Below are 13,249 nucleotides of genomic sequence, written 5' to 3'. Positions count from 1 at the left end.
ACAACGAACGCTGTCGGGGCGTCCATGGCGGCGAGGGGACGGTGAAGCTGCAGGAGGAAGCCGGCTTCAAACCTGCCGGACGATGGTGCCGATCACGTTGATGAGAAGGCGCGCGGCGGTCAGCGCCGACAGGCCGTCAATATCGGCCGGAGGATAGAGTTCGACAAGGTCGAATCCCGCGATCCTGGCCCGGCCGCCGAGGCCAGCGATCAGGTCAATCACCTGCGTGTAGGTGAGGCCGCCGGGCGTACGCGCCGCCACGCCCGGCATGACGCCGGGGTCGAGGCCGTCGCAGTCGAGGGTGACGACAACCCGCGCTCCTTCCGGAATATGCCGGAGTGCGGCTTCGACGCCCTGGGCGTGAACCTCGCGGGCAGTCACGAAGCGGCTGCCATAGCGCCGCGCCGCTTCGATTTCAGTGAGGCGTGCGCTGCCGACGCCACGGATGCCGACCTGAACCATGCCGGCGACATGCGGCATCTCGCTCGCCCGGCGCATCGGATTCGAATAGCCGTAGCGTTCGCCATGCAACTCGTCGCGCCAGTCGATATGAGCGTCGATCTGCAGGATCCAGACCGGCCCGTGATCGGCAAAGCCGGCGAGAAAGGGAATGGGCACGGAATCGTCGCCGCCGAGCAGGATTGGTACGGCCTGCGATGCCAGGACTTCGCGCGTCTTCGCCTCGATCCGGGCCCGGTTGCCGGCATTGTCGTACATGGTGGTCGGAATATCGCCGGCATCGATGCAGCAGACCGACTTACCGTCGAACAGCGGGCCGCCGAGGTCGAAATCCCAGTGTTCGACGAGCTCGGCATCGTCCTGGCTCGCAGCGCGGACGGCGCCGGCGGCCAAGGCATAGCCACTGCTGTCCTTGCCAGGATATGTGCTGCCGTGACCGGCTCCGAAGATCACCGCACGAGGCATTCGGCCATCGGCGAGGCGATCGGGAAAGCCGAGAAAGGGAGGCGAGGCGGTCATTCCTGATGGCCTTGATGAATTAGAGGGTCTCTTGGTATCAGGTTGGCGAAGCCCTGTGGAGCGAAACGCGCCGATCTAGCCGTCCTCAAGGCCACGTCGGAAAGTCGCATAAGATAGATTATGGAACTGACCGATATTGCGGTCAGGCCAAATTCCATAAAATTGTCAAAGGCATTGCGTGTGGCTCGGCGGCATACGGCGTCGTGAGCGCTGGCCGCTGCCCAGACGCGATCGAAACACGATAATGCTGCCAGCCATGAAAAGCCGCGCCTATCATGCTGAGTTAAAAGGTATTTCTATCGTCATGCCATCATGGGCTGGCTCGACATCGGCCGGCGTCTCGGCCATCACGGTGGCGTAGTCGAGCGGCACATGCATATGCGTCAGCACAGCCGTTCTCGGCGCCAGTTTTTCGATCCAGCCGAGCGCTTGGCCGAGCGACAGATGGCTCGGGTGCGTCCTGTATTGCAGCGCGTCGATGACCAGCACGTCCAGATCGCGCAGCCGTTCGGCGGTAGCGTCCGGGAAATCACTGATATCGGGGCAATAGGCGAGCCCGCCGATGCGAAAACCAAGCGATATGATGTCGCCATGGATCTGCGGCAGCGGCTCGAGGGTGAGGGCACCCCCCTCGCCCTCGATCACCACCGGTCTGGCGTGATCGATAATATGGGGCTCGACGATGGGCGGATAGGAACTGCCTAGAGGTGTTTCGAAACAATAGCCGAACGCTTCCCGCAACCGCAGCATGGTGGGCTGGTCGGCGTGGATATCGATCAGATGACGCTGCTCGAGCACGAAGCCACGCAAATCGTCGATGCCGTGGATATGGTCGGCATGCGGATGCGTATAGACGACCGCATCGATGCGCCTGACCGATGCCAGCAGCATCTGCTCGCGAAAATCCGGACCGGTGTCGATGACGACTGTGGTCCTGTCGCCGTTTGCTGCGATCCGCTCGACGAGCGCTGCGGTGCGCATACGCCGGTTCCTTGGATTGGACGGATCGCAATTGCCCCAGTCGCCGGTGATGCGCGGGGTGCCCGGCGATGAACCGCAACCGAGAATGGTGAGGCGTAGCCGGTCGCTCATGCGTCAGGTGCTCGGCGGGCTTGGGCGCGGCATCTTCCTGAACAGCCGGAAGAAATTGTTCGTGGTGACGGCAGCGATTTCGGCCTCGCTGATCCCGACCGTTTCGGCCAGCACCTTGGCTGTATGCGCGACATAGGCAGGCTCGTTGCGCTTGCCGCGAAACGGTATCGGCGCCAGATATGGCGCATCGGTTTCGACCAGCAGGCGATCGTGTGGCACGTCGGCGGCGATGGCGCGCAGCTCGGCCGAATTCTTGAAGGTCAGGATGCCGGAAAAGGAAACGTAGCCGCCGAGCGCCACGCCGACTTCGGCCAGTCTACGCCCGGACGAAAAACAGTGCAGGATGAAGGGGAAGGCGCCGTTCCCTGTTTCGTCCTCGAGGATATCAGCCATGTCGCTGTCGGCGTCGCGCGAATGGATCACCAGAGGCAGGCCCGTTTGACGCGCGGCGGCAATATGTGTGCGAAAACCCTGTACCTGCGCATCGCGCGGCGCATGATCGTAGAAGTAATCGAGCCCAGCTTCGCCGATCGCCACCACTTTGGGATGAGCGGACAGCGCGACAAGCTCCTCGACGGTCACGTCCAGCTCTTCGGCGGCGTTGTGCGGATGGGTGCCGACAGAGCAATATACCTCGTCGAAAGATTCGGCGATTTCAATCACTTGTTGGAATCGCTTCACACGCGTCGAGATCGTCACCATGCGACCGATTCCAGCGGCTAGCGCGCGGGCGACAATGGCCGCCCGCTCCTCTGCGAAATCCGGAAAGTCGAGATGGCAGTGACTGTCGACCAGCATCAGATGTTCGCGTCCGGCTGCTCGACATAGCGTGGAAACACCGGTTCCGGCGCCGGCAAGGCGGTGCCTGAAATCAGCGCGTGAGCCTCCGTGACATGCGCGAAGTCGCGGCTGTCCGCCGGCACCGCCAGCAGGTCGAGCAGCTTCGCCGCCGAGGTCGGGACGACGGGCTGGCAAAGGATCGCGACGCGCCGGATCACCTCGGCCGTCGTCCACAGCACCGTTTCCATGCGCGCGGGATCGGTCTTCTTCAGCGCCCACGGCTCCTGCCCCGCGAAATAGCGGTTGGCTTCGGCCACGACGCCAAAGATCGCCGCCAGCGCCAGATGGATGCCCTGTTCGGCCATCGTCCTGCGCGCCGTGACAAGGGCCGCACTTGCCTGATCGAGGATCGCCTTGTCGGCTGCGCTCAGTTCACCACGCTTCGGCACCACGCCGCCGCAGTTTTTGGCGATCATCGATAGCGAACGCTGCGCCAGATTGCCGAGATCGTTGGCGAGGTCGGCATTGGTGCGGCTGACGATGGCGTCGTGGCTATAGCTACCGTCCTGGCCGAACGGCACTTCGCGCATGAAGAAATAGCGCACCTGATCGAGGCCGTAATGTTCGACCATCGCGAACGGATCGACGACATTGCCGACTGACTTCGACATTTTCTCGCCGCGGTTGAACAGAAAGCCATGCGCAAACACGCGCCTCGGCAGCTCGATCCCCGCCGACAGCAGGAAGGCCGGCCAGTAGACGGCGTGGAACCGGACGATGTCCTTGCCGATGACGTGGACGTTTGCCGGCCAGAAGGACCATCTCTCATTGGCTGTATCCGGAAAACCGGCAGCGGTGATGTAGTTGGTCAGCGCGTCGACCCAGACATACATCACATGCTTGTCGTCGCCCGGCACCGGTACGCCCCATTTGAACGTGGTGCGCGAGATCGACAGGTCCTTCAGCCCTGATTTGACGAAGCTGACGATTTCGTTGCGCCGCTCCACCGGGCCGACCAATTCGGGGTTGCTCTCATAGAGCGCGAGCAGCCTGTCCTGATAGGCGGAAAGCCGGAAGAAATAGCTCTCTTCCTCGGTCCACTCGACGGGCGAGCCGAGTGGTTCGCGGCGCACGCCGTCGTCGCCGACCTTGGTTTCGGCCTCGTCGAAATAAGCTTCCTGCCGCACCGAATACCAGCCGCTATAACGGTCGAGGTAGATGTCGCCATTCTCCGCCATGCGCGTCCAGATCGCCTGGCAGGCCTTATAATGGCGCTCTTCGGTGGTGCGGATGAAGACGTCGTTCGAACAGCCGGTCGCTTTGAGCATCGAGCGGAAGATCGCCGAATTGCGATCGGCAAGCGCTTTTGGCGTCAGGCCTTCGGCGTCCGCCGTCTGCTGCATCTTCAAGCCGTGCTCGTCGGTTCCCGAGACGAAGAAAACCTCTTTGCCGTCGAGCCGGTGGAAGCGGGCCAGCGTGTCGCTGGCGATGACATTGTAGGCATGGCCGATATGCGGCTTGCCGTTCGGATAGAAAATCGGCGTCGTGAGGTAGTATTTTTCGCGTGCCATGGATGAGCCGTCATGAATGTCTGAATGAAGATGTAGCGGTGAGATATCGCATCGAAACGGCGATTGCCATCCCGATGGGCCGTCACATTCGCATTGCAGAATTCAGGCGGTCGATCATGGTGAGGGCGTGCTGCTTCTTGTCGAGATTGTAGGTGTCGGTCTCAGATATAGCGTTCAGCGCCTCGTGCCAAGTATCCGACAGTGTTTTCGCCCGCGCCAGGTCGCCCGCCAGTGCGGCCTGACTTGCGCCGGTCGAGAGCAGGTCGAGCGCACGGCGATTGAAGATATCGAACTGGATCGCCTGGTCGCGACCGGCGACCGCCTCCGCGAGGCGATAGGCGCCGGCAACATCGCTCTTTCTCGCGGTCGCCAGAGCGTCGAGCGCCTCGGCGATTTCCAGCCCGCCATACTGCGTCAGCAGGATTGCGGTGCGTGCGCTGCCCCCTGCCCGCTTGGCCAATGCCGCGCGCGCCGCGGGATCGTCCGGCGGCGGTGGTTCGACGTTCTCCAGAACCGCCATCAGGCTCTCGGCATCGAGCGGTGTCAGCCGCACCATCTGGCAGCGCGAGCGGATCGTCGGCAGCAGGCTGCCAGGCGCGTGGACGATGAGGATGAACAGTGTGCGTGCCGGTGGTTCTTCAAGATTCTTCAACAAGGCATTGGCCGCATTGATATTCATGTCGTCGGCCGGGTCGACGATCACCACCCGGTAGCTGCCGTCATGCGAGGTTAGCGATAGGAAACGGCTGACCTTGCGGATCTCGTCGACGGTGACCACCGTCTTGAAGCTCTTGGTCTTGTCGTTCGGTGGGCGGGTCAGGTGCAGCACCGAAGGATGTGCGCCGGTGGCGATCTGGCGAAACAGCGATGATGCCGGATCGGGAACGGCGAGAATGTCCGGCGCCTGCTCGAACGCCGGATGCTTCAACAGATGATGCGCCAGATGAAAGGCGAGCGTCGCCTTGCCGATACCGACCGGTCCGACAAAGATCAGCGCATGCGGCAGCTTCCCGGAGCGATAGGCTGACGCCAGCATGTTCGCCGCTTGGCCATGCCCGACCAGTCGCGGGGTCTCGGAGGGCTCCGGTACGCCGTCGAGCGTGTCGTGCTGTTCTGGTGCGATCCGTTCGAAAATCATGCCGGCGACACCTGTTTCCTGTGCACCGGCGTCATCGTCTCCAAGGCGGCGAAAACGGTGGCGGTGACGACATTCTCCACCGCGTCGGGGTCGGCGGACGCATCGACGACGATGCAGCGCTCGGGCTCTGCCGCGGCGATCGCCAGAAAGGCTTCGCGGCGCCGCTGATGGATATCGAGCGTTTCCTTTTCGAAACGATCGGCGCCGGCATCGGTGCCCCGCCGTACCGTGGCGCGCCGCAGTCCTTCGGCGGGGTCGATATCGAAGATCAGCGTCATATCAGGCACCATGCCGTTGATGGCGACCTTTTCCAGCGCCTCCATAAACGCCGGGTCGAGACCGCCGGTGACGCCTTGGTAGACGCGTGAGGAGTCGAGGAAGCGATCACAAAGCACGATCGAGCCGCGCTCGACCGCCGGCCGAATGACCTGCTCGACATGGTCGGAACGCGCGGCGGCGAAAAGCAGCGCCTCCATCTTGGGGCCGAACGGTTCGGCCGCACCCGAAAGCAGGACATGCCTGACCGCCTCCGCGCCGGGCGAGCCGCCGGGCTCACGCGTGACAAGGACATTGTATTTCTTGGCGCGCATCTTGCTGGCCAGCCGCGAGATCTGCGTCGACTTGCCTGCCCCTTCCCCGCCCTCGAAGGTGATGAAAAATCCGCGCGCCAATCAAAAAGCCTTCTTCCATACTGCGGGAACCGTCTTAGTCCCGGTCAGAAAAAAGGTCCACCACAACGGGCTAACGCAGCCAGCCGACGGCCAGTTCCTTGGCGGCATCAAGCGCGCGTTGCCGCAACGAGCCCACGCCAACCGACTCGGCAGCGAAAAGCGGCGTCTCCTGGCTCAGCGTGTCACCGATCCAGACCTGCAGCGCACCCACTGGCTGCCCCTCCTCCACGGGTGCTGTAACCGGACCGTCATAGACGATCTTGGCGGTCAGCTTGTCGCGGTTGGCGATGGGCAGGAAGATGTTAACCGGTCCCTTTGCCTTCAGCGCCACGCCGGATTTCGCACCGCCGAAAACCTGGGCTTCACCGACGGCTTCGTCCTTGGCGAAAATCTCGGTCTTCTGGAAGGCGCGAACGCCCCAGTCGAGCAGCTTTCGCGCCTCCTCGGCGCGCTCACGGTCGCTTGCCAGTCCGCTCATCGCCGCAACGATGCGTGTGCCATCGTGACTGATCGAGCCGACGATGCCGAAGCCGGACACCTCGCTCATGCCGACCGCCAGGCCATCGGCGCCGATATCCATAGCCAGCAACGGATTGCGGTTCCGTTGGGTAATCTTGTTCCAGGTGAAGTCCGTCTGACCATAGTAGCGATAGAGACCCGGGTACTCGCGCCAAATATGCAGGGCCAGAAGCGCAAGCTCACGAACTGTCGTTTGCTGACCGTCGGCCGGCAGACCGGTTGAATTGACGAATATCGATTTCTCCAGACCAATCCGCCTCGCCCGGTCGGTCATCTCGGTTGCGAAATTCGCCTCCGATCCTGCGAAGCCTTCGGCGATGATGATGCAGCCGTCATTGGCCGCCTGGACCGTCACGCCCTGGATCAAGTCTTCGAGCCGGATCGTCGATTTGAGCTTGGCAAACATGGTCGATGTTCCGGATGGCGCGCCGCCCGTGCGCCATGCGTTCTCACTCACCACGAAAGTGTCATCGAGCGTCACGCGCCCTGATTTGATGGCGTCAAAAACCACTTCCATCGTCATCAGCTTGGCCAGCGACGCCGGCGGCATTGGCTTGTCGGCGCCCTTGGAAAACAGCACCGTTCCGGTTTCGGCATCGATCATGAAGGCCCGCGCGGCCTTGGTCTCGAAAAGCTGCGCCGCGGCCGGCACCAGCGAAAGCAGCAGGAGGCTAAAACCCAGGAGCCCGGCGACAGGCGCGGCGAAGCGAGATTTCATCAGAGGGTCGACCTGTCAGCCGGCATTTCTGGGCAAGCTCTACAAGCTATCAGGCTTTGTCCCGGCCGATCAACCGCGCCATGGATGACTAGAGCGGTTCATCGTTTCACGGAAATGCCGAACCGCTCTATCTCTTTGTTTTTCCTCATGGAAAGCGCTATGCGCGCTTTCAGTTCCGAACCACGAACGCGTCCGGCGCGCCATGCGACCAAGCCGCCTGCAGCATCTCGTCCAGGCTGCCATGGCCGTCCGGGTAGAGATTGACCGAATACCAGTCCTTGCCCTCGAATTCGGAGCGCTGGATTTCGGTCTTGCCGAAGCCGGAAAGCTGGGCTGCCACACGGTTCGCCTCGGCGGCATCGTCGAACGAGCCCGCTACGACATAGTCCGTCGGCGATTCCCCTGAAGGAACTTGCCGCTTCCACGATTGAAGAATTTCGGTGGGCGACATGCCGGTGCCATCCAGCGCGGCAAAGACATTGGAGCCGCGCTGCACGCGTTCGTCCGCGTAAGACAGCGACGCCACGGTGAACGGCGATTGCGCCGGCAGATTGATCTCCGGGCGTTCCGGCACGATCGGCCCGAAATCGGGCAGCGTCACCGTGCCAGCGGCCGACGTCTGCGCCGACGTGACAGGTTGTGCTGATGCGGAATTCGTCAACTGACCGGGAAATGGAGCAGCGGCAGCGCCCAATGCCGTGCTCGGCGACGGCCCATTCATGGCGATCATGACGCCGGTGGGCAAGCCGTCCGACGGGTCCGGCGCCCTGTTGCCGGGGTTGTAGGAGGCCATCAGATACTGGTCGTCCTTGCCGTCAAGCGGCGCGCGGCCGACATATTCGACCTTCACCTTAGCCGTGCCGCTGTTGGCATAGTCGAGCATTTCGGCGGCACGTTTCGACACATCGATGATGCGTCCGTCATGGTAGGGTCCGCGATCGTTGACGCGCACGATGACCGAACTGCCGGTTTTCATGTTGGTGACCCTGGCATAGCTCGGCAGCGGCATGGTCGGATGCGCTCCGGTCAGGTGGGTCATGTCGTAGACTTCGCCGTTGGCGGTCAGCCGACCGTGGAAGGCGTCGCCATACCAGGAGGCGAGACCCACCTTGGCGTAGCGTTTGTCTTCCTTCGGATAATACCACTTGCCGCGCACCTGGTAGGGCTTACCCAGCTGGTCGCGTCCGCCGCCGCGCTGCAGGCCGGACTTCTTGAAGGTAACGCGCGGGCTGGCCTTTACGCCATATTCGGATTCGGCAAAATATTCCTTGGAGCGGGGCTTCGTGTTGACCATTGCCTTCGGCTGTGGCGGGGCGGCGCAAGCCGCCAGCAAGGCAGCCGACAGGGCAGACAACGTGAAAGCGCAAGCGCGACGAAGATGCGGGCGCGCCGTGCTCTGCATGTTTCGATTGTCCCCTCTTAACAGGCACCGCAACTTGACTGTCGGCAGGGCTAAACCCCTCGACAAATGCTAGCGCCACCCTGATTCGCTATTCCTTTTGCGCAGGAATTGTTTATCAGCCTATTAACCGATTATGGTCGGAACCGGGCGAGATTGTGGCACAAACGGTCCCAGGCGATCGCTGTGAAAAACCGCTGCTTTTCGATCATCGGCGCAGCGCTGTTCCTCCTGCTTCCGCCCCGCGGTCAATCGTCCATGCTCTGCCCTTGGCTGGAAGAGGCCGCGGCTGGTTGACAGGACTTCGTCGGGCGCACTAGAGCAGTGAAGCGAGCACGATCTCCAGGCGGCGCAGCAGCGCCAACAGGTACGAGTTGAGATCAGGACGAGCATCCAAGTGGTTGAAAAATCACGATGGAGGGATGGCCGAGCGGTTTAAGGCACCGGTCTTGAAAACCGGCGTGGGTGCAAGCCCACCGTGGGTTCGAATCCCACTCCCTCCGCCAGACGCCGTTAAGCGCATCGCCGACATGTCGCGCGCGGATCTGCGACCCCGGTCACTGTATCCGCCATCACACTCGCTGCTCATCATGACGAACAGTGTTCGTTCGAATGATGCTTTTCCGTTGCCTTGAGCGCAAGCTTTTGATCAGCCAGCACAGCGCCTCCTCTAAGCCCGCTGGTGGTCAAGGCCCGGCGGCCTGCTGATGGTCACCCCCCAATGGGGCTGCCGGGCCGCTTGAACTTGCGCCTACGGTCCATTTTCTGCGACCACTCATTGTGTCGCGTGGACACAGTAATTCCCCTTTTAAAGGCGTCGAGATGCTCCGAGTACCGCAAAGTCAGTTCCTAAAACCTGAAGATCGGGCGATCTGCCAGCGGGTGGTCGACCAGATAGCCGCCGACGCTAAATGGTACAGCACCTCGATAGACGGTCAGATTCTGGCCTCGACCACACTGACTCTCTTTCAATCCGGGGTCGTCAATGAAACGAATTTGCTGGCACATGTTCGCGCACGCCGCCACGATTTTACTAAGCTGACCGACTAGCCGCTATTCTCCAAAGCTGGAAATCTCCGAATCCTGAACCGGTTTCGGCTCACCGACTGGGTCAAGCCCGGCAAGGCGGATGAGGTAAACTTGCGTTACCTGCGATCAAATTCGAACCCAAGCGGTTTGAGTTTGATCGCAACTGCAGGAATAGAGAAGGACCGTCTGGCGAACGTCCAGGACCGGAGCACGAAAGCCACCTGACGCGATGACCACGACGACTGAAGACATATACCGGCCGCTGGCGTTAACGGCGCGGTTGCTTTTCCAGTGCTGGCCCCAACTATTGCTTGTCGGCTGCCTTGGTGTGATCGTTCGTGATCTGCTGCTTCAGGGCGCCGTGACGATCGGCCTCCAATTCCCGCTAGGCGGAATGGTCATGCTGTCGCTGGTGATTCTCGCCAAGCTGACGGTACTGGTCGTGATGTTCGTGGTGCTCCGGCCGCACATGCCGGCGGTGGCGGCACTGAGACAAGAAGCAAAAAAGGGAGCGGACGAGAACAAGCGCGAGCCGATCCTAGCGATTACCGCGGCCGCGATCCTGCCGTTCTTCGCCTATTATGCCGCCTGGGGGTTTCTCGGCGATACGGTCCGCGAGTATTCGCGCATGGCGCTGGCCCAGGCCGAACTCGGCAAGAGCGTCGACATCTTCGCCATTCTTCAGTCGAGCGGCGTTGTACTGTCGATCGTCATTTGCTGGCTGGTGCGTTTCGCCGCCAAGCGACTGAATGCGCGCGCCTCTCACCCCTACTGGCGGCTGCTGATCGTGGCGACGGACGCAACTTGGGTCTTTATCGGTCTCTACGCGCTCGGCGAATGGAAAGACCAGTTCATCCGCTGGCTTGGCGCAGGCGCCGCGCTGCAGCAGTTCAGCCTCGATTTGCTTGCGCCGGTAAGTCAGGCGGTTGCGGCAGGCCAGTTCGTTCCCGTGGAATTCCGGCCGCGTCCCTTCGGAGAGCAGCTTCAGAATCTTTTCTTTTTCGCATTGCTGCCGATTGTCTGGCTGGTGATGGCGGCGATCATCAACGGCTATGAGCTTTCCGCGCCGGCCGCTTCCGCTCCTGGGCCAACTCGCACGATGTCCTGGCAGAAGTGGCTGAAGGATTTCGCGACCCATTTCGTTGGCGGCTATCGCAGCCGCTACTCGCCGGTTTGGACTTGCCTCAAGCTGACGCTCAGTGCCGGCCTCGCGACGCTTGTCACCTTCGTCACCGCCTATCAGGCTATCTCCTGGGCCGGCGCCTGGATGTGGTATGGCCTGACAAGGCTGATCGGAGCGCATGATCTCGCAACCTGGCAGATCTTCGCCGACACGATCAGCCTGTTCATCGGCAGCCCAAGCGACCTCGACGGGGGGATCCTGCTCGACGCGGTCCGGGTCGCGCTGCTTGCAGCCGTGCTTGAGACCGCGGTCGCCATGACTGGCGAGCCGAACCGCCTCAGGTCCTCGGTTCGCTGACGCTGAGATAATTCGGCAGCGCCGAGTAAAGGGCGATCGATAGTGTGAGGCTGCTTGCCGCAGGCGGGATCGAAAAGCTGGCAGCCATCCGTGCCGGTTTACCGGGTTCCGCCGCCGCGAATGCGCTGCCGCCACACAGAGACCGTTGCTGGGCCTCCGGATATTGCTTCCTGACCACCGGATCGGCAAACAGGGTTGGCTGCCATTCGCGACCGCTTCCATCGGAAAGCCGCACCTGGCATGGGACGGCACCGAGCGCTTTCGGGTCAGCAGCAAGAGCCTCGAATTCGGCAAAGACGACGGCGCTTCCCTTGCTGCCTGCCAGTCTGGTGAAGCGCGTCACGGTCCAGCTTGCGCCGGCATAGTCGATCGGTTGCCCCAAGGTCGCAGAGACCGGCTGACGCACATGTTGGGAGCGCCAGTCCTTGATGCTTCCCCACGTTTGCGCGGCGAGCGCGGCGGGCAGCGCAACCATCAGCGCCATCATGCTGAGCCAGTAGCGTCGCCGCGTTGACATCACCTTTGCGGGAGAACTGTCCATGGTGGTCCTTCCTGGTTGCGGCGGATGGCGATCGCGGGTTCAATGTCCTTGCCGGAAACGTTCGTGGCGATGCGGATCTCATCGTCGAGCGGCAGCAATTTGGTGCGTGCGACCACCACGGTCCCGCCGGCGACGGCGTCCTCCGGCACCTCGAACACCAGAAGGATACGGCGTGGCAGGCCGGGCTGGTAGGCATTACCCGGCATCATTTCGATCGTCGCCGGCACCCGGTCGGTCAAGACATAACGGACGCCGCTGCCGCTCAGCCACTCGCCCGAAGTGAGACCCAAGGTCTCGAATTTCGCCTCGGCTTCGCCTTCGACCACAACCCATACGCCGGAACTCGTGTAGGTCTTTGACTTCCCGAAGGTCTCGACATTGAGAACCCGCGCCACCCTGGCGCTATCCAGCGAAAGCGCAAACGCGCGAGCCTCCACCCGCTTGTTCATGCCGCCCGAAGAGACGATCGGTGATGTAATGTCGCTGTAGAGCGGACGCGTATGCTGCATACCGTAGAGCACGGCGGCAGCGAACAGCAGCGCAAGCACCGAACGCACCATGCGCATCATGGCGCCTTCCCCACCGGCAGATCGACCGTCGCAACGGGATCTCGGTCGTACCACCCGCTTGCACCGTAGAGATTGTCGCGCAGCTTATAGATCTGACCGGTGACGGTGATCGTCACCTTGTCCGGCACGGGCACATCGGCCGGCCACTCCCAAGCCATCGTCGCGCGTTCCGGCATGTTGGGGTTGAAATATCCCGCCAGATACTTGTCGCGATCGAGATAAACCGTCGGCATCGGCAGCTTTTGCGCCGAGGCGTTGAGGGTGACAGCGCGGTAGAGCACATTGTTTGGCGTGGCGGAACGGTTCACCACGTCCAGATCCACCATCAGAAGCTGCACAGGCTGCGATGGGGGAACGCCTGTCGGCGGCACGGTTCCGACACGTGCCGTTCGCAAGGTGACGAACCAGCGACCGGTATCGATCTGCTGGCCTGCTTGAACAACAGGCACCGTCGGCGGATGGGCAGCCTCGTAGAGCGTCATGGAAAACGAGATTGCCGATGCGGCCAGTCCACCCAGACCAGCGATCAAAAAAGCGTACAGTCTTTGCCGTACTGTCGTTCGTGTCAGTTCCGTCATGCGCGGCGCGGTATGCGATGGTTCTCAGGGCAGCCTTATACGATGCGAGCCACACCATCGGACAATAATTGTTACATCGTTAAACAGCAGCGCTTGCCCCTTTGACTAGGTTCAGCACCGCTGTAACCACCCGCGCAATCGGGTCCTTGGTGACCCACCCAACCATTCGAAGAGGCGCCGAGCTCG

Annotated in this window: 13 protein-coding genes and 1 tRNA gene; 3 read left to right on the top strand and 11 right to left on the bottom strand. The window is 62.0% G+C overall.

Features of this window, described 5'->3' with window-relative positions; all coding sequences use genetic code 11:
* Positions 1-66: 66 nt before the first annotated feature.
* The 8 genes from AC0L26_RS08120 to AC0L26_RS08085 all read right to left on the bottom strand — a co-directional run bounded on the left by AC0L26_RS08120 (position 67) and on the right by AC0L26_RS08085 (position 8,869).
* Positions 67-978 carry an agmatinase gene (locus AC0L26_RS08120; RefSeq protein WP_473632072.1) on the bottom strand — a complete coding sequence of 304 codons (912 nt, stop codon included), beginning with the start codon at positions 976-978 and terminating at the stop codon, positions 67-69.
* 273 nt (positions 979-1,251) lie between these two features.
* Positions 1,252-2,070, bottom strand: a complete 819-nt coding sequence (locus tag AC0L26_RS08115; RefSeq protein WP_473632071.1) for an MBL fold metallo-hydrolase — start codon at positions 2,068-2,070, stop codon at positions 1,252-1,254.
* A 3-nt stretch (positions 2,071-2,073) separates the two neighbouring features.
* Positions 2,074-2,868 (bottom strand): TatD family hydrolase, encoded by a 795-nt coding sequence (locus tag AC0L26_RS08110; RefSeq protein ID WP_473632070.1) that lies wholly within the window; start codon positions 2,866-2,868, stop codon positions 2,074-2,076.
* The gene (gene metG / locus AC0L26_RS08105) at positions 2,868-4,421 is read right to left on the bottom strand and encodes a methionine--tRNA ligase (protein WP_473632069.1); all 1,554 of its coding nucleotides are present in this window, start codon (positions 4,419-4,421) and stop codon (positions 2,868-2,870) included. Before metG ends, AC0L26_RS08110 begins: the two co-directional genes overlap by 1 nt.
* 82 nt (positions 4,422-4,503) lie before the next feature.
* Positions 4,504-5,559, bottom strand: coding sequence for a DNA polymerase III subunit delta' (locus AC0L26_RS08100; RefSeq protein ID WP_473632068.1), 1,056 nt, complete (start codon positions 5,557-5,559; stop codon positions 4,504-4,506).
* Complete coding sequence (tmk, locus tag AC0L26_RS08095; protein WP_473632067.1) at positions 5,556-6,230, bottom strand: dTMP kinase; 675 nt, start codon at positions 6,228-6,230, stop codon at positions 5,556-5,558. The genes AC0L26_RS08100 and tmk overlap by 4 nt, the downstream gene beginning before the upstream one ends.
* 70 nt (positions 6,231-6,300) lie before the next feature.
* Positions 6,301-7,467, bottom strand: a complete 1,167-nt coding sequence (locus AC0L26_RS08090) for a D-alanyl-D-alanine carboxypeptidase family protein (protein WP_473632066.1) — start codon at positions 7,465-7,467, stop codon at positions 6,301-6,303.
* 169 nt (positions 7,468-7,636) lie between these two features.
* Entirely contained in the window at positions 7,637-8,869 is a 1,233-nt protein-coding gene (locus AC0L26_RS08085) for a septal ring lytic transglycosylase RlpA family protein (RefSeq protein WP_473632065.1), read from the bottom strand.
* A 413-nt stretch (positions 8,870-9,282) separates the two neighbouring features.
* Between AC0L26_RS08085 and AC0L26_RS08080 the strand changes: the two genes are divergently transcribed.
* The 3 genes from AC0L26_RS08080 to AC0L26_RS08070 all read left to right on the top strand — a co-directional run bounded on the left by AC0L26_RS08080 (position 9,283) and on the right by AC0L26_RS08070 (position 11,375).
* A tRNA-Ser gene (locus AC0L26_RS08080) sits at positions 9,283-9,372 on the top strand.
* A 316-nt stretch (positions 9,373-9,688) separates the two neighbouring features.
* Positions 9,689-9,916, top strand: a complete 228-nt coding sequence (locus AC0L26_RS08075; RefSeq protein ID WP_473632064.1) for a hypothetical protein — start codon at positions 9,689-9,691, stop codon at positions 9,914-9,916.
* A gap of 208 nt (positions 9,917-10,124) precedes the next feature.
* Complete coding sequence (locus AC0L26_RS08070; protein ID WP_473632063.1) at positions 10,125-11,375, top strand: hypothetical protein; 1,251 nt, start codon at positions 10,125-10,127, stop codon at positions 11,373-11,375.
* Here AC0L26_RS08070 and AC0L26_RS08065 read toward each other — a convergent pair.
* The 3 genes from AC0L26_RS08065 to AC0L26_RS08055 are packed head-to-tail and all read right to left on the bottom strand — an operon-like array spanning position 11,356 to position 13,063.
* On the bottom strand, positions 11,356-11,916 hold the full coding sequence (locus tag AC0L26_RS08065) for a hypothetical protein (protein WP_473632062.1): 561 nt from the start codon (positions 11,914-11,916) through the stop codon (positions 11,356-11,358). The two genes, AC0L26_RS08070 and AC0L26_RS08065, sit on opposite strands and share 20 nt — an antisense overlap.
* Positions 11,892-12,485: a hypothetical protein gene (locus tag AC0L26_RS08060; protein WP_473632061.1), complete on the bottom strand. Its 594-nt coding sequence runs from the start codon at positions 12,483-12,485 to the stop codon at positions 11,892-11,894. Before AC0L26_RS08060 ends, AC0L26_RS08065 begins: the two co-directional genes overlap by 25 nt.
* The gene (locus AC0L26_RS08055; RefSeq protein ID WP_473632060.1) at positions 12,482-13,063 is read right to left on the bottom strand and encodes a hypothetical protein; all 582 of its coding nucleotides are present in this window, start codon (positions 13,061-13,063) and stop codon (positions 12,482-12,484) included. Before AC0L26_RS08055 ends, AC0L26_RS08060 begins: the two co-directional genes overlap by 4 nt.
* Positions 13,064-13,249: the final 186 nt, after the last annotated feature.

The sequence above is a fragment of the Mesorhizobium sp. WSM4823 genome, from assembly GCF_055811195.1.
This window is presented reverse-complemented; position numbering and strand designations above follow the sequence as displayed.

Bases quoted from the DNA above. Each gene is read 5' to 3' on its own strand.
- AC0L26_RS08065 (WP_473632062.1), bottom strand. From the start codon at position 11,916: ATGGACAGTTCTCCCGCAAAGGTGATGTCAACGCGGCGACGCTACTGG.
- AC0L26_RS08060 (WP_473632061.1), bottom strand. From the start codon at position 12,485: ATGATGCGCATGGTGCGTTCGGTGCTTGCGCTGCTGTTCGCTGCCGCC.
- AC0L26_RS08120 (WP_473632072.1), bottom strand. From the start codon at position 978: ATGACCGCCTCGCCTCCCTTTCTCGGCTTTCCCGATCGCCTCGCCGAT.
- AC0L26_RS08110 (WP_473632070.1), bottom strand. From the start codon at position 2,868: ATGCTGGTCGACAGTCACTGCCATCTCGACTTTCCGGATTTCGCAGAG.
- AC0L26_RS08075 (WP_473632064.1), top strand. From the start codon at position 9,689: ATGCTCCGAGTACCGCAAAGTCAGTTCCTAAAACCTGAAGATCGGGCG.
- AC0L26_RS08085 (WP_473632065.1), bottom strand. From the start codon at position 8,869: ATGCAGAGCACGGCGCGCCCGCATCTTCGTCGCGCTTGCGCTTTCACG.
- AC0L26_RS08055 (WP_473632060.1), bottom strand. From the start codon at position 13,063: ATGACGGAACTGACACGAACGACAGTACGGCAAAGACTGTACGCTTTT.
- AC0L26_RS08100 (WP_473632068.1), bottom strand. From the start codon at position 5,559: ATGATTTTCGAACGGATCGCACCAGAACAGCACGACACGCTCGACGGC.
- AC0L26_RS08115 (WP_473632071.1), bottom strand. From the start codon at position 2,070: ATGAGCGACCGGCTACGCCTCACCATTCTCGGTTGCGGTTCATCGCCG.
- AC0L26_RS08070 (WP_473632063.1), top strand. From the start codon at position 10,125: ATGACCACGACGACTGAAGACATATACCGGCCGCTGGCGTTAACGGCG.
- metG (WP_473632069.1), bottom strand. From the start codon at position 4,421: ATGGCACGCGAAAAATACTACCTCACGACGCCGATTTTCTATCCGAAC.
- AC0L26_RS08090 (WP_473632066.1), bottom strand. From the start codon at position 7,467: ATGAAATCTCGCTTCGCCGCGCCTGTCGCCGGGCTCCTGGGTTTTAGC.